We start from the raw sequence: 17,598 nt of genomic DNA on the forward strand, positions 1-17,598 counted from the left end.
GGAGGACAACATGAGCGTGCCGGCCCCAACCCGATCCCTGCGCCACTGGCTCGCTCGCCTCGGGCAGAGCGGGCGCCTCAGCGTGACACGGCCGGGCATCGGGCTTCGCTACGAGGCCGCGGCGGTGGCGAACCGGCTTGACGGGCGCAGCGCCACTCTGTTTCCCCGCCCCGACGGTCAGGACGGCACCATCGTCTCGGGCCTCGTCTCCAGCCGGGCCTGGATGGCCGAAGCGCTCGGGACGACGGAGGACCGCCTCGTCGCGCATGTCCAGCAGGCCTGTGCGGCGCCGCTGCCCTGGCGCGAGCGTGAGACCGGGCCCGCCCAGAGCATCGTCCACCGCACCGACATCGATCTCCTGCGGCTGTTGCCCGTGCCGACGCTCAACGAGCACGATGGAGGTCCCTACATCTCGGCGGGGCTGATGATCTCGCGCGATCCCGAGACCGGCGCGCAGAACGTCGCCATCCTGCGCTGCCAGATCAACGGGCCCGACCGCATCGGCGTTCTCGTGCTGCCGCGCCACACCGATCATTTCTACCGCCGCGCCGAAGCCGCCGGCCGCGGCCTGGAGGTCGCGCTCGTCGTGGGCGTCGATCCCGCCTGCCTGCTCGCCTCCCAGGCGATCGTGCCGCTCGGCCAGGACGAACTCGAGATCGCCGGTGCGCTCACGGGCGTTCCCCTCGACGTGGTGAAGTGCCTCACGAACGACGTGCGCGTGCCGGCAGAAGCCGAGATCGTGATCGAGGGGAGAATCCTGCCGGAGCTGCGCGAGCCGGAGGGGCCGTTCGGCGAGTTCCCGCAATATTACGGCGAGCGGGCCGAGCGCCACGTCATGCAGGTCGACGCCGTTACCCACCGCGAGCGTCCGCTCTTCCACATGATCGTCGGAGGCGGACTCGAGCACCTGCTGCTTGGGGCAATCCCCCGCGAAGCCACGATCCTGGCAACCCTCAAGCGTAGTTTCCCAGGGGTCGAGGACGTCCATCTCTCCCTCGGCGGGGTTGGCCGCTACCATCTCTACGTGAAACTGCGCAAGACGCAGGAGGGCGAGGCCAAGAACGTCCTGCTTGGCGCCTTCGCGGCCCATTACGACATCAAGCACGCGGTCGTCGTCGATATGGACGTGGACATCCACGATCCGAAGGAGGTCGAGTGGGCGGTCGCTACCCGCTTCCAGGCCGACCGCGACCTCGTGGTGGTCGCGCATTCGCAGGGCTCGAAGCTCGACCCATCCGCGCGCGAGGGCGTGGGCGCCAAGATGGGCCTCGACGCCACGGCACCGCTGGACGCGCCGCCGATGAAGTTCACCCGCATCTGCGTGCCAGGCCAGGCCGAGATCGACCTCGCGGCCGTGGTCGTGCCGGATGCGGACTGGCGCGCGGTACTCGGGGGCTGATGCGCATGAGCGAACTGCCCCATGAGGTCGATGTGCTCGTTGTCGGCGGCGGCTCGGCCGGCTGCGTCCTCGCCAAACGTCTCTCGGCCGATCCGAACCGGCGGGTGCTTCTCGTCGAGGCCGGCTGCGACACGCCCCCAGGACAGGTGCCGGCCGAGATCCTCGACAGCTACCCGATGCCGCTGTTCTTCGGCGACACCTACATCTGGCCCGGCCTCGACGCGGCCGTCACCCGCGGGGCCGATGGGCGGATCCGGCGCCGGGCCTACGAGCAGGGCCGCGTGATGGGCGGCTCGTCGAGCATCAACGTGCAGGCGGCCAACCGCGGTCTCCCGCGCGACTACGACGCCTGGGCGGCGGCCGGGGCGAGGGGCTGGGGCTGGGACGACGTCCTGCCCTACTTCCGCAAGCTCGAGACCGACCTCGACTGCGACGGCCCGCTGCACGGGCGCGACGGCCCCTTGCCGATCCGACGCATCCTCGAACCGGCCTGGCCGCCGTTTGCACACGCGGTTGCGACGGCTCTCGACGCGACCGGCCTGCCGCGGCGCCTCGATCAGAACGGCGAATTCGAGGACGGGATCTTCCCGCCGGCCTTCTCCAACCGGGATGACGCCAGGGTTTCCTCTGCCGCGGCCTATCTCGACGCGCCCACGCGGGCGCGCGGGAACCTCGTCATCGCCGCGCACACGCAGGTCACCGACCTGGTGTTCGACGGACGGCGCGCCGTCGGCGCGCAGCTGCGCCAAGCGGACGGACGCGAGCAGCGCGTGGCGGCGCGGGAGGTGGTGGTCTGCGCAGGCGCGTTGCAATCGCCGGTCCTGCTCCTGCGGGCCGGGATCGGACCCGCAGAACACCTGCGTACCTGCGGCGTGACCGTCCTCGCGGACCGGCCCGGGGTCGGCGAGAACCTGCGCGACCACCCAGCCCTGACCATCGCGCAGTACCTGCCCCGTCGGCTTCGCCTGCCGCTGAGCTACAGACGGGCGAGCTTCGTCGCCCTGCGCTCCTCCTCCGGCCTGCCGGGCGGTACACCCTCCGACATGTACCTCACCGCCTCCGCCCGCGGCGGCTGGCACGCGCTCGGGGCGAGCCTCGCCCTCTATTTCCTATGGGTGAACCAGCCGCACTCGATCGGGCGGCTGCGCCTCGACCCGGCCGATCCGGCGGGCCGTCCGGACGTCGACCTCGGCCTCCTGTCGGACCCGCGCGATCTCGAACGGCTGGCGACGGGCCTGCGCGACCTCGTTGCGCTCGTGGTCTCGCCGCAGCTCAACCCGGATCCCGCGGCGATCTTCCCGGCGAGCTTCACGCCTGCGATCAAGCGGCTCAGCCGGGTTACGCCTCGCAACCGGCGCGTCACTGCCCTGCTGGCCCGGCTCCTCGACGGTCCTGCCCCCTTGCGCCGGCTGATGCTACGCGCCGTGTCCGGCGGGGTCGATCTCGGCCGGATCGCTGCCGACGACGCAGCCCTGCGGGACTTCGTGCGCGAGACGGTCTTCGGCGTGTGGCATGCGAGCGGCACCTGCCGCATGGGCGATTCCACCGACAGGGGTGCAGTGGTCGATCCGACCGGGCGGGTGATCGGCGTCGAAGGGCTCTCCGTCGCGGACGCCTCGGTAATGCCGAGCTTGCCGAGTGCCAATACCAACGTGCCGACCATCATGATCGGCGAGAAGATCGCCGATCACCTCGTCGCGCAGCTGGGAGCCGGGGCCTGAGGCCGCCGGCACCCGGGGCGTCAGGCGAGGCGAGCCCGCGTACGCCGCTCGGCCTCCTCGATGCTTGTCGCCGACAGATCCGGATCCGCTGACCGGATGTCGGCCCGCATGTGGTCGTGCGATGCGCCGTTGAACAGCGTCCCGACGAGGGATCGGTCGAGGTCGCTGGTGCCGAACAGTGCGTCGCAGATCGGGAATGTGAGGTTGAAGTTGCGGGTCTGCATGAACCCGAGCACGTGATGAATGTAGTGCATTCGCCGCACGGTGTTCACCAGGGGGATGTGCCGCAGGTAAGGATGCCGCGTGTCATCGAGGTGTGAGAGCGTGTGCAGGCCCTCGTAGAGCAGGTAGTAGGCGGCCATCGTGAGCACGACGATGTACCCGGCATTCGACGAGATCAGCCAGCCGGCCAGAAGCGCCGGCGGCAGGGCGGCGAGCACGAAGCCGATCGGGGCGAAGGGCGGAAACAGCAGAGCCCGCCATTCCTTGTGGCCACTGTAGCCAAGGTCATGGTGCGTGAAGAACTGATGGTGCACTGTGCAGTGGCGCTTATAGATCATTGTGAGCCCGGGCACCGGGCGGTGCAGCACGTAGCGGTGCGCGGCCCACTCGCACCAATTGCCGAGAAGCACGATCGGCACGACCAGCAGCCACTCCCATGCCGAGGAGACCTCGATTCGGTTCCAACAGTACAGGACCGTACCGCCGGTGATCAGCAGCGTGAAGCCGAGATGGATCGCGCCGTGGTACCAGGGCGGGGTTTCGGCCACGAAGCGTTCGCGAAAAGTGCTCTGGCGCTCCTGCTCGCGCCGGTCGCGCTCCGGGCTTTGGAAGACGGGTGTCATTGGCTTCCTCCTCGTCTCGCTTTCCCTCTCGGACGGGGAACCTGCTTGCGAGACGTGGAGTGTGGCGCAGCTCGCGCGCAGAACCCTGATCACCCCGGAGGCTGACTTATCAATCCGGATGTTTTTCGCGCGCCCAACCAGAGTTGTAGGCGTGCGCATGGGTTAATCTCCCCAATCGGAACTATGGTGATGCCGGCCCGGGCCGGCAGGGAAGGTGATCGCGGATCGTGACCCAGGCTCTCGGAATCCTGCGCGGCGCGTTCGGCCGGGTGGCGCTCCTCGACATGGACACCTCCCTCGTTGATCACGCGCACCATCATTGCCACGTGATCCTGAAGGCGAGCGGCCCCGACCAGGATTTTATCGTCGCGGGCCGGGCGCTGCCCGTGCGCGACGACACCGCGATCTTGATCAACAGTTGGGAGCCGCACCGCTACCTGCACCGGGGTGGGCTGCAGCGGACGGCCTTCCTCGCCCTTTACATCGAGCCCGCTTGGCTCGCTGGGATTGATCGCGCGTTCCGGCCCTGCGGCGCCGGCCGCTTCTTCGAAGGGTCCTGCGTGCCACTCGACGGCACCCTGTGGAGAGCGCGCGAGGACCTTGTACGGCGCATAGGTTGCCACGATACTGACGCAGCAACGCTCGAAGACCGGATCCGTGCCCTGATCATCGCCCTGGCGCATCGCTATGGAGACCGGCAGCCCCCGCGTGTGGCACTGTTGACCGATCACCGCATCCGGCGGGCCCTTCAACTTATGGGGGAATCGGGTGCCGTACCCCGCGATCTCGACACCGTTGCGAGGTCGGCCGGTCTATCGCGGCCGCACTTCAACACGCTTTTCCGCCGCTGCACGGGGCTGAGCCCGGCCGTCTACGCCAACGCCGTGCGCGTCGAAGCTGCTGTCGCGGCTATCCTAGACCCCGCCACGACCCTTGCCGTGGTCTCTGACGACCTAGGCTTCAGCGCACCAGCCAACTTTACCCGCTTCTTTCAGCAACATACCGGTACAATACCCAGTCAGTTTAGGCGTGTCGTCGCTGAGCTTCCGTAAGTGATATTGAGTTAGAATCGCGATTGAGTAGCGAATAATCTGATCGGGAGCTGGGGGGCGGCCGCTCGATAAAGGGTCGTGAAGGGGGCGATCAGCGCTCATTATTCATCGTAGACATCAGGATAAAGGGGTGTCTATACTACATGTGGTGGAAATTCACGATTCCTAAAGCTGTCAACGGCCTCTGAAGTGTGTATCGCTTCGCTGAAAATTTGATATCAATACCTATAATATAAGTCGCATATCTCACCGGGCCATGTGCTATATGCCTTTGCGACATTTTCGAACCCAAATGTCCGGAAGCTGCTTGCAACCGGGCGTTTCTTATACGCATCATGAAGGGCCGCTTCGGGTCAGGAGTTAGCCTCAGGGCGCTTGGAAGCTCTCCGGCGACCACCGTCGACCGCGAAACGCCGCAGCTTGACTGCCTGCACCGCGAGAGGCAGCACGAGAAGTGGTGATATTCAAGCGGCATTGAATTTCTACTAAATTTTCTATCGCAATATTACATCCATGCAAAGGCTATGCATCGACAGGCGCTGATTCGCTCCAGTACGAGCGTTGAATGGCACGAGCCGGGACGTCTTACGACCGGAGAATCCGGCGAGGAACCACCTGTCTCCATACCCTGGCGGCAGGCGGGGACCGTCCGCCAACAGCGCGACCGAGCCGATCAAACAGACGCCCGGCCGTCGACGGGAGCGGCTTCGGCCGTGCTCGATCCGGTGAGGGAGCGAATGAGCGAGGTTTTCACGCTCGCGACGTGGTCGCGCATCAGCATCTCGGCGCGCCAAGATTCCCGGCTGAGGATCGCTTCGACGATGCGGTGGTGGTCGTCGTGGCGCCGGCGCACGTCGCGCACCTCGAAGGCGACGACGTTGCGCGGCGAGGAGACCGGGACGTGCTGGCACAGCCGCACCATGTCGGCCAGCATCCGCGAGCCGGCGGCGGCGTGGATCGTCTCGTGGATGGTCGAATTGACGTCGCGGTAGACGCCGCGGTCGACCGGCGAGAGCGCGCCCCCGGCAAGTAATTGATCGCCGTCGGCGAGTGCGCGCTCCAGAAGTGCCCGGTGCACCGCGGTAAGGCCCCGCTCGGTCGCGAGCCGCGCGGCAAGGCCTTCGAGGACGGCGCGGACCTCGTAGGCGCTGATAATCTCGTCGACGGGAAAGTCGCGCATCGCGTAGCCGCGGTTCGGCGCGTAGTCGAGCAGTCCCTCCGAGGCGAGCTTCTGCAGAGCGCTGCGCACCGGCGTGCGCGATACGCCGAGCCTCGCCGTCAGCTTGACCTCGTGCAGCCGCTCCCCGGGCGCGAACTCGCCGCCGAGGATGGCGCTGCGCAACGTCTCGATCACGGATTCGGACCGGGTCGGGGGGCTGGCAGGCGGGCGCGGAGGGGATGAGAACATCGGGGACACGTGCGGGATCCACCCTGAAATGTATACTAAGCCGCATGGGCGCGCCATGGTGGCCACTCCCCGCCATCGCGGCTTGGAACTGTCCAGTCAATACCGCGCCGAAGAAACTAACCCTGGGAGAGGCAAGGCCGCCGCTGGAGCCGCGCCGGGCACTCCCGCGACGGTGCGGCAAAGGCCCGGGCAGCCGGCGCTGCCCGGCGATTGGTCAGTCCGGCGCCCAAATCTCGGGCAAAAATGTATACATTTTTGTTTGACGGATCGCGTCAGCAGCGTTCATCATGCCGGGCATGCACCGCACAGAGTGCACGGAGGGTTCATGACGGCGCTCCAGCAGGCGGACGACACGATCGAACGGATCACCGCCGATACGTCGCCCCACTACGAGCCCTATGGCTGGCACCACTGGCCGGAGCACCCGTGGTTCGCCTACCAGTTCCGCCGCGGCCTCGGCGAGACGCAGGAGGGCGGCGGCGCGGTCAGCGAGTGTTTCCAGGTCGCGGCGCGCATCGTGCCGGGCGACCTCGAGAGCTGGCACGCCGAGTGGTCGGCGGTTGCCGACCGCAACTGGCGCCGCGGGCTGGCCGCGGACGGGGCCGGCCACGTCCGCACCGCGATGAACTGCTTCCTGCGCGCCGCGGACTATTACCGGCAGGCGGAGTTCTTCCTTGATCCCGACGATCCCCGCCGGCTCCCCACCTTCGAGAAGATGGAGGCAGCCAGCCACCGCTTCCTCGCCGGCCTGAACCCGCCGGGCGAGGTCGTCGAGATCCCCTACGAACCGGGCAAGCCGATCTGCGCCTACTTCGCGCGCGCGCCGTTCCCGGGCGACCGGCTGCCGGTCCTGATCTGCATGGGCGGTCTCGACTCGATCAAGGACGAGATGTGGTTCATGCAGGCCCATGGCTGCCTGCAGCGCGGCATCTCGGTGCTGATGATCGACGGGCCCGGCCAGGGCGGCACCCTGCGGCGCTACGGCCTCACGGCGCGTCCCGACACCGAGGTGCCGATCGGCGCCTGCATCGACTGGCTGACCTCCCGCGATGACGTCGATCCGGCCCGCATCGCGGTCTGCGGCTCGTCGATGGGCGGCTACTACGCCGCCCGCGCCGGCTGCCACGAGCACCGCCTCGCCGCCGCGATCTCGCACGGCGCGATCTACGACGTGCACGAGATGTGGGGGCAGAAGGGCGAGGATTTCGGGCTCGCCATGCACATCAAGTGGGTGATGGGCGCAGCTTCGATGGCCGAGGCGCACGGGATCATGAAGGCCTTCACCCTCGAAGGCCACCTCGATCACATGCGCTGCCCGTTCCTAATCGTGCATGGTGGGCACGACGTCCTGACCGTCTCGCAGGCCGGCCGGGCGCATGACTACGCCAAGGCGCGCGGCGTCGACGTGACCCTGCGGATCGTCGCGCCGGAGGAGACCGGCGCCGAGCATTGCCAGCACGACAACCCGACGATCGGCCAGGAACTCATCGCCGACTGGCTCGCCGACCGCTTCGGCATCGACCAGCGCGCACTCCTGCTCACCGGCTGGAATCCCCTCGTCTAAGCAGACTTGCGTTGTCAAGCCAACGCTTCGTCCGCTTAGGTTCTCGTTTTTGTCGCAGATTTTTGGCGCCGAACCGGTCACCACTTCGGCGAAATCTGCTTAGGATTGAGGCTCATGAACCTCGGCGTCGACATCCCGAAGACCGCCATCGTGGCGATCGATCTCCATCGCGGCCACCTCGACATGGGCGTCGCGACCATGCCGACCTCGCCCGAGGTGGCGCGGCAAGTCATCGCCGCCAACAAGCGGCTGTTCGACTGGGCGCGCGCCGCCGGCATCCCCGTCGTGCATCTCCTTACCCAGTACCGCAACGTGCCGGAGATCGCCTCGAACCCGTTCTGGCGCACCCGGGCGGAGGATCCGAAGGCGACGCGCAAGAACGTGCTGCGCCACAACCTCAAGGGCATGCCGGGCGTCACCGTGATGCCCGAGCTCTACGATCCGGCGCGCGATCTCGTCGTCGATACCAAGAAGCGCTACGACTGCTTCCTCGGCACCGACCTCGACTTCACCCTGAGGGCGCACGGGATCAACACGCTCCTGATCACCGGGGTGAACACCAATTCCTGCGTTCTCGCGACGACGACGGCGGCGAACGTGCGCGACTATGCGGTGATCGTGGTCGAGGACTGCGTCGAGACGATGGACGGTCCCGCCCTGCACGAGGCCGGCCTGCTCTGCATCAGGACCGCCTTCGGCTTCGTCCTCGACACCGACGCGGTGATGGCGCTTCCCGCCCTCTGCCCCGCCCGGGCCGACGCCGCGTGAGTGCCGCGCCCCTCCCCGTCGTCGCGCCGGCGACGCTCGCGATCGCCGGCACGGACGAGCGCTTCCCGGTGCGCCGCATCTACTGCGTCGGCCGCAACTACGTCGAGCACATCCGCGAGATGAAGGAGGGCGACGAGCGCGACCCGCCGTTCTTCTTCCAGAAGCCGGGCGACGCGGTCGTGGCGGACGGGGCGACGATTCCCTATCCGCCCGACACGCAGGACTTCCAGTTCGAGGTCGAGTTCGTCGTCGCGATCGGCGCGGGCGGGCGCGCCATCGCCCGCGATCGGGCGCTCGACCATGTCTACGGCTACGCCGTCGGCATCGATCTCACGCGCCGCGATCGGCAGCGCGAGATGCGCGCGCTGATGCTGCCCTGGGAGCGCGGCAAGGCCTTCGACGCCTCCGCCCCATGCGGCGCGCTCCACCGCGCCGCCGAGATCGGCCATCCCGTCCGCGGCGCGATCACCCTGTCCGTCGACGGGGCCGAGCGCCAGCGCGGCGACCTCGCGCAGATGATCTGGAACGTGCCGGAGATCGTCGCGAACCTCTCGGCCTCCTACGAGCTCAAGCCGGGGGACCTGATCATGACCGGCACGCCGGCCGGCGTCGGCCCGGTCCGTCCGGGCGAGACGATCGCGGCGCGGATCGAGGGCGTGGGCACGCTCGACCTGTCCATCGGACCCAGAGAGACCGGAACGGGAAAGGCCTGACATGCTGCCGACCGAGCGCATCTCGTACTCTGCGATCTCCGAGCGCCCGCCGCTGCGCCTGCCGGGCGGCGCCCGGATGGCGGTGTGGATCATCGTCAACGTCGAGGAGTGGGACCCGAAGGAGACGATGCCCCGCACGGTGCTGACCCCGCCGGCCGGCGGCGCGCCGATGCCCGACATCCCGAACTGGGCCTGGCACGAATACGGCAACCGGGTCGGGTTCTGGCGCATGCTGGAGGTCTTCGACCGCCACGCCGTCCCGGCGGCGCTCGCCATCAACGGCAAGGCGATCGCGAGCTACGAGCCGATCGCCCGGGCGGCGAAGGAGCGGGGCTGGGAGTTCATCGGCCACGGCTACGGCCAGAAGAACATGCAGAAGGTCCCCGACGAGCGCGAGGACATCGCGAAGACCAGGGAGGCGATCCGCGCCTATACCGGCCGCGACCCCCGCGGTTGGCTCGGGCCCGGGCTGACCGAAACCTGGGAGACCCCGGACCTCCTCGCCGAGCAGGGCTTTGACTACGTCTGCGACTGGGTGCTCGACGACGAGCCGGTGGTGCTGCGCACCCGCACGACGCCGATCGTCAACATCCCCTACACCCAGGAATGCAACGACGTCGCCATGATGCTGATCCAGCATCACAAGGCGAGCGAGTACGCCGACCGCGCCATCGACCAGTTCGACCAGCTCTACGCCGATGCACAGGGATCGGCGCGGGTGATGGCGCTCGTCGTCCATCCCTACATCATGGGGGCGCCGCACCGGCTGAAGTACTTCGCCAAGGCGGTCGAGCACATCAGGCAGCACGACGACGTCGTGTTCTGGACCGGCGAGCGGATCCTCGACTGGTACCGCGGCGAGCGCCCCAACGCGCTGGCGAAGAGCTGACGCGCTGTGGCGGCGCGCTGCGATCGGCCAAGGACGCTTCCCTGATGGGCATCAACCTGTTTCAGATCCTCAACGGCCTGACCTTCGCGGCGCTGCTCTTCATCGTCGCCTCGGGCTTCACGCTGATCTTCGGCCTCCTACGCATCGTGAACCTGGCCCACGGCGCGCTCTACCTGTTCGGCGGCCTCGTCGGGTACTCGGCCGCGCAGGCGACCGGCTCGTTCGTGCTCGGCACGCTCGCCGCGATGGCCTGCGTGGCACTCCTCGGCGTCGCCCTCGACCAGGGGCTCCTGCGCTTCGTGCGCGGGGTCGAGCTGCGCCAGGTGCTCCTCACCCTCGGCATCGCCTTCGTGCTCAACGACCTCGGCCTCGTGATCTGGGGCGGTGACACCTACACCATGCCGGTGCCGGACGCCTTGCGCGGCGCGGCGCGGATCGGCCCGCTGTTCTACCCGAAGTTCCGGCTGTTCGTGCTGGGTCTCGGGATCGTCGTCTTCGCGGCGCTGTGGCTCCTGATCAACCGCACCCGCCTCGGCGCGCTGATCCGCGCCGGCGTCGACGACCCGGAGATCGTCGAGGCGATGGGCATCAACATCCGTCGGGTCTTCCTCGGCACCTTCGCTCTCGGCGCGGCGCTCGCCGGGCTCGGCGGCGCGGTCGGCGGGGCGTTCCTGACGCTCTATCCCGGGGCCGACGCGGAGATCCTCGTCTTCTCGCTCGCCGTCGTCATCATCGGCGGGCGCGGCAGCCTCGTCGGCGCCGGCGTCGGGGCGCTCCTCGTCGGGCTGCTCAACGCGATCGGCCAGGTGCTGTTTCCCGAGCTCGCCTACTTCGTGATCTTCGGGCCGATGGCCCTGATCCTCGCCTTCCGGCCCCTCGGCCTCTTCGGCAGGACCGCCTGATGACCGCTCCCCTCGCCTCCACCCTGCCACCGCTCGAGCGCAACCTGCCCCGCGGCCGGACGCTCGGCTGGCTCGCCGCGCTCGCGGTCGCCCTCGTCGGGCTGCCGCTGGTGCTGCCCGGCTACCAGGTCTCGATCGCCGCGCAGATCCTGATCTTCTCCGTGCTGGCGATGTCGATCGACGTGCTGGCGGGTTTTGCCGGCCGCACGCCGCTCTGCCATGGCGCGATCTTCGGCGCCTCGACCTACGTGGTGATCTACTGGACGACGACGCTCGGCGGCTCGCTCTGGGCCGGGGCGCTCCTCGGCATCCTGGCGGCGACCGCGCTCGCGGCTTTGTTCGCCCTCCTGGCGATCCGGACCTCGGGGGTCTACTTCCTGCTGCTGACGCTGGCGCTCGGCATGATCGTCTGGGGCGTCTGCCTGCGCTGGACGAGCGTCACCGGCGGCGAGAACGGCCTGCGCGGGGCCGGGCGCCCGGCCTTCCTCGCCGACCACGTCTCGTTCTACTACGCGGTGCTGGCGGTGGTGGCGCCGGTCACCTTCGCGATCTGGCGCTTCGTGCACTCGCCGTTCGGGATGACCCTGCGCGGGATCCGCGACAGCGAGAGCCGGATGCGCGCCCTCGGCTACAACGTGCCGCTCCACCTCTTCCTCGCCTTCACGATCTCGGGCGCCTTCGCGGGAGTCGCGGGTGCGCTCTACGCGGTGTTCAACGACTTCGTCAGCCCCTCGACCGTGCAGCTGTCGCAGTCGGTCGCCGGGCTCCTGATGGCGATCACCGGCGGGATCGGGACGCTGCTCGGCGCCTTCGTGGGCGCGGCCTGCATCATCCTACTCGAGAACGTCGTCAGCCTGTTCACCGCGCGCTGGCCGACCGTGCTCGGCCTCGCCTTCATCCTCATCATGATCTTCGCCCCCGAGGGCATCGTCGGGCGCGCCCGCCTGGCGCTGGCCCGGCGCCGCTGACCGTTTCGCCCGGGAATACAAGGACCAGACGACTATGGACCGCAGAAGCTTCCTCAAGGCGACGGCGCTGACGGCGGCCGGCACGTTCCCGATGCCCGGGCTGGTGCGGGCGCAGGGCGCACCGATCCGCATCGGCCTGCTCGCGCCGCTCACCGGCGTGGTGGCCGCCGGCGGGCGCGAGATCGTCGACGGGTTCAGCCTGTTCTGGGACGAGCGCGGCCGGCAGGTCGGCGGCAGCAAGGTCGAGCTGATCGTCGAGGACGATGCCTCCAACCCCGACACCGCCCTGCAGAAGGCGCGCCGCCTCGTCGAGCAGTCGAAGGTCGACATGCTGTTCGGCAACCTGCTGGCCAATACCGGGCTCGCAGTGGCGAACTACGTCAAGACCAACGGCACGCCGTACTTCATCCCGGTCATCGCCGCCGACGACCTCACCCAGCGGGCGCGGATCAGGAACGTCATCCGGGCCGGCGGCTACAGCGCAAGCCAGTTCTCGCGCCCGCTCGCCGACTGGGCCCTCAAGCAGGGCTACCGCAAGGTCGCGATGATTGCCCAGGACTACGCCTTCGGCCACGAGCAGTGCGGGGGCTTCGCCCAGACCTTCACCGAGGGCGGCGGCAAGGTCGTGGGCCAGTTCTGGCACCCGCTTAACACCTCCGATTTCAGCCCCTATCTCGGCCAGGTCGGCAGCCTCGGTGCCGACGTGGTCTTCGCGATGGAGACCGGCGCCGATTCGACCCGGCTGCTGCAGCAATACGCGAGCTTCGGCCTCAAGGAGCAGCTGCCGCTGCTCGGCGCCCAGAACGCTACCGACCAGTCGGTGATCCGCACCATGGGCCCGGAATGCGAGGGCGTGATCACGGCGGCCCACTTCGCCGAGGGCGCCGACCTCCCGGCCACACAGGCCTTCGTCAAGACGTATTCGGGCAAGTTCGGCAAGATCCCATCGCTCTACGCCTTCTCGCACTATGTCGGCGCGATGTGGGTCGCCAAGGCGATCGAGGCGATCGGCGGCAAGGTCGAAGACCGACCCCTGTTCCTCGACACCGTGCTCAAGACCGACCTACCGGACAGCCCGCTCGGCAAGCCGGTCCACTTCGACGCCTACGGCAATCCTGTCTACGACGTGTTCATCCGCAAGGTCGTCAAGAACAAGGACGGCAAGTACTGGAACGTTCCGATCGCCACCTACCCGCAGGTGTCGCAGTTCTGGCACTACGACCCGGAGACCTTCATGAAGCAGCCGCCGTACTCGCGCGACTTCCAGGGCATCAAGAAGGCCTGACGCGTGACGGAGCACCTCCTCCGGCTCGACGGCGTCGGCGTCCGCTTCGGCGGGCTCAAGGCGGTCGACGGCGTCTCGCTCGCCGTCCGGCCGGGCGAGCGGCGCGCCATCATCGGCCCCAACGGCGCCGGCAAGACGACCCTATTCAACGCCATCACGGGGGTCGTGCGGGCGACCTCGGGCAGGGTCACGGTCGAGGGCCGCGACGTCACGCGGGCCGCCCCGCACCGGCGCGCGGCCTTCGGCATCGGGCGGACCTTCCAGATCACCAACCTGTTCCCGACGCTCACCGTGCACCAGAACATGGAGATCGCGCTGCGCGGGCTCTCGGGCCGCAAGTTCTCGTTCTTCGGCTCGGCCGTCCTGTCCGACGAGGAACACGCCGCGGCCGAGCGGGCGCTCGGCCTCACCCGCCTTTCCGGGCGGTCCCGGGCGCTGGTGCGCGAGCTCTCCTACGGCGAGCAGCGCCAGCTCGAGATGGCGATGGCGCTCGCCACCGCCCCCCGCCTCCTGCTCCTCGACGAGCCGGCGGCCGGGCTCTCCCCCGCTGAGCGGGTCATCGTCGCCGACGTGATCCGCTCGCTGCCCGCCACCATCACCATCGTGCTGATCGAGCACGACATGGACCTCGTCCTGTCGCTGGTCGACTGGGTCACCTGCCTCAGCAACGGTCGCTTCCTCGCCGAGGGCGCGCCAGGCGAGATCCGCCAGAACCGCGACGTGCAGGACGTCTACCTCGGACGGGCGCGCCCCCATGCTTGAGATCCGCGATCTGCACAGCTTCTACGGCGACGCCCACGTGCTGCACGGGGCCTCGCTCGATGTCCGCCCGCGCGAGGTCGTGGCGCTACTCGGCCGCAACGGCATGGGCAAGACGAGCCTGATCCGCTCGGTGATGGGCCTGTCCACGCCACAGGTACGCGGCGGCAGCGTCGCCTGGAAGGGTGAGGCGATCACCGGGCTCAGGGCGCACGAGGTCGCTGAGCGAAAGATCGCCCTCGTGCCGCAGGGGCGCCGGCTCTTCCCCTCGCTCACCGTGACCGAGCACCTGACGATGCTGAAGCCTGCGCGCAATGCTGCGAGCTGGACGGTCGAACGCGTCTTTTCGCTGTTCCCGCGCCTAGCCGAGCGGCGCAACAACCGCGGCAACCAACTCTCGGGTGGCGAGCGCGGCATGCTGGCGGTGGGCCGCGCCCTGATGCTCGATCCAGAACTGATCCTGATGGATGAGCCCTCTGAGGGCCTCGCCCCCGTGATGGTGCAGCATCTCGAGGGCGTCATCGCCGGGCTCAAGGCGGAGGGGCTCGGCATCCTGCTCGTCGAGCAGAACCTCTACTCCGCCCTCGCGGTCGCCGACCGCGTCTACGTGCTCGAGACCGGCCGCGTCGTGTTTGAGGCGGACGCTGCCGCGGTCGCCGCCGATCCCGACCGGCTGACCCGCTACCTCGGCGTCCACTGACGCGCGCCGAGGAACCGACGTATCCAGGACACGGATCGATGACGACAGCCGCAGGCCCGCTCGGCCTCTACATCGACGGGCGCTACCAGCCCGCCTCGACCGGCCGCACCATCGCGGTCGAGAACCCAAAGGACCGCACGATCTGCGCCGAGGTCGCCGAGGGCGACGCGTCCGACATCGAGACCGCCCTCGACGCCGCGGAGCGCGCCGCCCCGCGCTGGGGCGGCCTGACCGGTGCCGAGCGCGGCGACATCATGCACCGGGCCGCCCACCTCCTCGCCGAGCGGCTGCCGGAGCTCGTGCGGATCGAGGTCGACCAGATCGGCCGGCCGCGGCGCGAGATGGCGGCGCAGCTCGCCCGCCTGCCGGAGTGGTTCCGCTACTTCGGCGCCGTGGCGCGCACCCACGAGGACACGGTGCCGCCCTTCGGCGGCAGCTTCCTAAACTACACCCGCCGCGTGCCCCTCGGCGTGGTCGGCCACGTCACGCCCTGGAACCACCCGCTGCTGATCCTGACCAAGAAGGTCGCCCCCGCGATGGCGGCGGGCAACGCCATGGTGGTCAAGCCGAGCGAGCTCGCCCCGGTGACGCCGCTCCTGCTGGGCGAGATCCTCAAGCAGGCCGGCGTGCCGGACGGCGTCTACAACGTGGTGCCGGGCTACGGCGCCACCGCCGGCCTCGCGCTCGCCTCGAGCCCGCGCATCGCCAAGATCGACCTGACCGGCGGCACCGAGACCGGCAAGGCGGTGGCGGGCATCGCCGGGCGCAACCTCACCCGCGTCGCCGCCGAGCTCGGCGGTAAGGCCTCGGTGATCGTGTTCCCCGACGTGACACTCGACCGCTGCGTCGCCGCGACCCTGTTCGCCTCGTTCATCGCCACCGGCCAGACCTGCGTGCAGGGCGCGCGCCTCCTCGTCCACCGCTCGGTGCACGACGCCGTCGTCGACGCCCTCGTCGCACGCACCCGCGCGATCCGCATCGGCGATCCGCAGGACCCCGCGACACAGATGGGGCCGCTCGTCTCCGACAAGCAGCGGGCCCTCGTCGAGCGCTACGTCAGGATCGGGATCGAGGAAGGCGCGACCCTCGCCGCCGGCGGCCGTCGGCCGGAAGGCGCGGCGTTCGAGGCCGGGTACTACCACGAGCCCACGGTGTTCACGAACGTCACCAACGGGATGCGGATCGCCCAGGAGGAGATCTTCGGGCCGGTGGTCTGCGTCATCCCCTTCGACACCGAGGAGGAAGCGGTGGCGCTCGCCAACGGCACCGAGTTCGGCCTCGCCACATCGATCTGGACCCACGACCTCGCCCGCGCCCACCGGGTCGCGCACCGGCTCCAGAGCGGCATCACCTGGATCAACGACCACCACCGCATCGACCCGTCCTCGCCCTGGGGCGGATTCAAGATGAGCGGTCTCGGGCGCGAGAACGGCCTCATCGCCTACGAGGAGTACACGCAAATCCAGAACATCATCGTCAACCTCTCGGACGAACCCTTTGACTGGTACGCCGAGGACGGGCGCGATAAGCGCTACAGTTGAGCCGGGAAGAGCGTCCGATGAAGATCGACATCCACAGCCACGTCATCCCGCCCCGCATCGTCGCGGCGATCGCCGCCGACCCGCAGCGGTTCCGCGCCCGTGTCGAGGGAGCGGGCGACGCCCGCAAGGTCGTGCACGACCAGGGCTACGTCTATCCCCTCTTCCCCGAGTTCCATCGCACGGACGCCAAGCTCGAATCGATGGACCGCAAGGGCATCGACGTCTCGGTGATCTCGCCGGCACCGCCGATGTTCTACTACTGGGCCGATGCCGACCTCGCCTTGCAGGTGGCCGGCCTCGTCAACGACGGCATCGCCGAGATGGTGTCGGAGAGCCCCGACCGCCTGCGCGGCATGGCGAGCGTGCCGATGCAGCACCCCGACGCGGCGGTGGCCGAACTCGAGCGCGTGGTCCGGGACCACGGGTTCAAGGCGGTCGAGATCGGCACCTCGATCGAGGGCGCTCAGCTGGCGGAGGAGCGCTTCCGCCCGCTCCTGCGCCGGGCCGCCGAGCTCAAGGCCTTCGTCTTCGCTCATCCCTACTATGTCGGCGCCAAGGCGGGACTCCAGGATTACTATCTCACGAACCTGATCGGGAACCCGCTCGACACCACCGTGATGCTGGCGAACCTGATGTTCTCCGGCGCCCTCGACGACTTGCCCGAGCTGAAGCTCGTTCTCGCCCATGGCGGCGGCTTCACGCCCTACCAGATCGGCCGCCTTGTTCACGGCCACAAGGTTCGAAGCGAGACCCGCGCCCGCTCCGGCTCCTCGCCGAAGGATCTTCTGCGGCAGGTCTACTTCGACAGCCTGGTCTTCGACCCGCAAGCCCTGCGCTACCTCATCGACCTCGTCGGGGCCGACCACGTCTGCATCGGCACCGATGCGCCCTTCGACATGGCGGATACCGATCCCGCCGGCACGATCGAGGCCGTACCGGGGATCACGCCGGAGGAGCGCGACTGCCTGTGCTGCCGCACCGCCCTGACGCTCCTGTGCGAAAGCTGCTGAGGCGGGCGGGCCGTCAGGCGCTCCTTTTCCGGACGACTAAGCAGAGTTGCATGGCGCAACTCTGCTTAGTTTCT

At 68.7% G+C, this 17,598-nt stretch carries 16 protein-coding genes; 14 read left to right on the plus strand and 2 right to left on the minus strand.

Features of this window, described 5'->3' with window-relative positions; translation table 11 throughout:
* The first annotated feature begins 10 nt into the window (after positions 1–10).
* Both QR78_RS12840 and QR78_RS12845 read left to right on the plus strand, forming a co-directional pair.
* Positions 11–1,399, plus strand: coding sequence for a UbiD family decarboxylase (locus tag QR78_RS12840; RefSeq protein ID WP_048427921.1), 1,389 nt, complete (start codon positions 11–13; stop codon positions 1,397–1,399).
* Positions 1,400–1,404: 5 nt separating this feature from the next.
* Positions 1,405–3,120 (plus strand): GMC family oxidoreductase, encoded by a 1,716-nt coding sequence (locus QR78_RS12845; protein WP_048427955.1) that lies wholly within the window; start codon positions 1,405–1,407, stop codon positions 3,118–3,120.
* A gap of 20 nt (positions 3,121–3,140) precedes the next feature.
* Here the strand turns inward: QR78_RS12845 and QR78_RS12850 are convergent, their stop codons facing one another.
* Complete coding sequence (locus QR78_RS12850; protein ID WP_048427922.1) at positions 3,141–3,965, minus strand: sterol desaturase family protein; 825 nt, start codon at positions 3,963–3,965, stop codon at positions 3,141–3,143.
* A 227-nt stretch (positions 3,966–4,192) separates the two neighbouring features.
* On the opposite strand from QR78_RS12850, the gene QR78_RS12855 reads away from it, so the two are divergent.
* The gene (locus QR78_RS12855; protein WP_048427923.1) at positions 4,193–5,017 is read left to right on the plus strand and encodes a helix-turn-helix domain-containing protein; all 825 of its coding nucleotides are present in this window, start codon (positions 4,193–4,195) and stop codon (positions 5,015–5,017) included.
* A 673-nt stretch (positions 5,018–5,690) separates the two neighbouring features.
* Here the strand turns inward: QR78_RS12855 and QR78_RS33615 are convergent.
* Complete coding sequence (locus tag QR78_RS33615; RefSeq protein WP_053220903.1) at positions 5,691–6,371, minus strand: GntR family transcriptional regulator; 681 nt, start codon at positions 6,369–6,371, stop codon at positions 5,691–5,693.
* A 379-nt stretch (positions 6,372–6,750) separates the two neighbouring features.
* Here QR78_RS33615 and QR78_RS12865 point away from each other — a divergent pair, with 379 nt between their 5' ends.
* The 11 genes from QR78_RS12865 (at position 6,751) to QR78_RS12915 (ending at position 17,524) form a co-directional block, all read left to right on the plus strand.
* The gene (locus QR78_RS12865) at positions 6,751–7,989 is read left to right on the plus strand and encodes an alpha/beta hydrolase family protein (protein WP_053220904.1); all 1,239 of its coding nucleotides are present in this window, start codon (positions 6,751–6,753) and stop codon (positions 7,987–7,989) included.
* Between the two features lie 114 nt (positions 7,990–8,103).
* Positions 8,104–8,757, plus strand: a complete 654-nt coding sequence (locus QR78_RS12870) for a cysteine hydrolase family protein (RefSeq protein ID WP_048427924.1) — start codon at positions 8,104–8,106, stop codon at positions 8,755–8,757.
* The gene (locus QR78_RS12875) at positions 8,754–9,470 is read left to right on the plus strand and encodes a fumarylacetoacetate hydrolase family protein (RefSeq protein WP_048427925.1); all 717 of its coding nucleotides are present in this window, start codon (positions 8,754–8,756) and stop codon (positions 9,468–9,470) included. Before QR78_RS12870 ends, QR78_RS12875 begins: the two co-directional genes overlap by 4 nt.
* Position 9,471: 1 nt before the next feature.
* Positions 9,472–10,359 carry a polysaccharide deacetylase family protein gene (locus QR78_RS12880; protein ID WP_048427926.1) on the plus strand — a complete coding sequence of 296 codons (888 nt, stop codon included), beginning with the start codon at positions 9,472–9,474 and terminating at the stop codon, positions 10,357–10,359.
* A 44-nt stretch (positions 10,360–10,403) separates the two neighbouring features.
* Positions 10,404–11,261: a branched-chain amino acid ABC transporter permease gene (locus QR78_RS12885; protein WP_048427927.1), complete on the plus strand. Its 858-nt coding sequence runs from the start codon at positions 10,404–10,406 to the stop codon at positions 11,259–11,261.
* The gene (locus QR78_RS12890) at positions 11,261–12,229 is read left to right on the plus strand and encodes a branched-chain amino acid ABC transporter permease (RefSeq protein WP_048427928.1); all 969 of its coding nucleotides are present in this window, start codon (positions 11,261–11,263) and stop codon (positions 12,227–12,229) included. Before QR78_RS12885 ends, QR78_RS12890 begins: the two co-directional genes overlap by 1 nt.
* 34 nt (positions 12,230–12,263) lie before the next feature.
* The gene (locus tag QR78_RS12895; RefSeq protein WP_048427929.1) at positions 12,264–13,514 is read left to right on the plus strand and encodes an ABC transporter substrate-binding protein; all 1,251 of its coding nucleotides are present in this window, start codon (positions 12,264–12,266) and stop codon (positions 13,512–13,514) included.
* Positions 13,515–13,517: 3 nt separating this feature from the next.
* Positions 13,518–14,276 carry an ABC transporter ATP-binding protein gene (locus tag QR78_RS12900; protein ID WP_048427930.1) on the plus strand — a complete coding sequence of 253 codons (759 nt, stop codon included), beginning with the start codon at positions 13,518–13,520 and terminating at the stop codon, positions 14,274–14,276.
* Positions 14,269–14,973, plus strand: coding sequence for an ABC transporter ATP-binding protein (locus tag QR78_RS12905; RefSeq protein WP_048427931.1), 705 nt, complete (start codon positions 14,269–14,271; stop codon positions 14,971–14,973). Before QR78_RS12900 ends, QR78_RS12905 begins: the two co-directional genes overlap by 8 nt.
* Before the next feature lie 38 nt (positions 14,974–15,011).
* Positions 15,012–16,514 (plus strand): aldehyde dehydrogenase, encoded by a 1,503-nt coding sequence (locus QR78_RS12910; RefSeq protein ID WP_048427932.1) that lies wholly within the window; start codon positions 15,012–15,014, stop codon positions 16,512–16,514.
* A gap of 17 nt (positions 16,515–16,531) precedes the next feature.
* Positions 16,532–17,524 carry an amidohydrolase family protein gene (locus QR78_RS12915; protein WP_048427933.1) on the plus strand — a complete coding sequence of 331 codons (993 nt, stop codon included), beginning with the start codon at positions 16,532–16,534 and terminating at the stop codon, positions 17,522–17,524.
* Positions 17,525–17,598 lie beyond the last annotated feature (74 nt).

It is taken from the genome of Methylobacterium indicum (assembly GCF_001043895.1).
Taxonomy (GTDB): Bacteria; Pseudomonadota; Alphaproteobacteria; order Rhizobiales; family Beijerinckiaceae; genus Methylobacterium; species Methylobacterium indicum.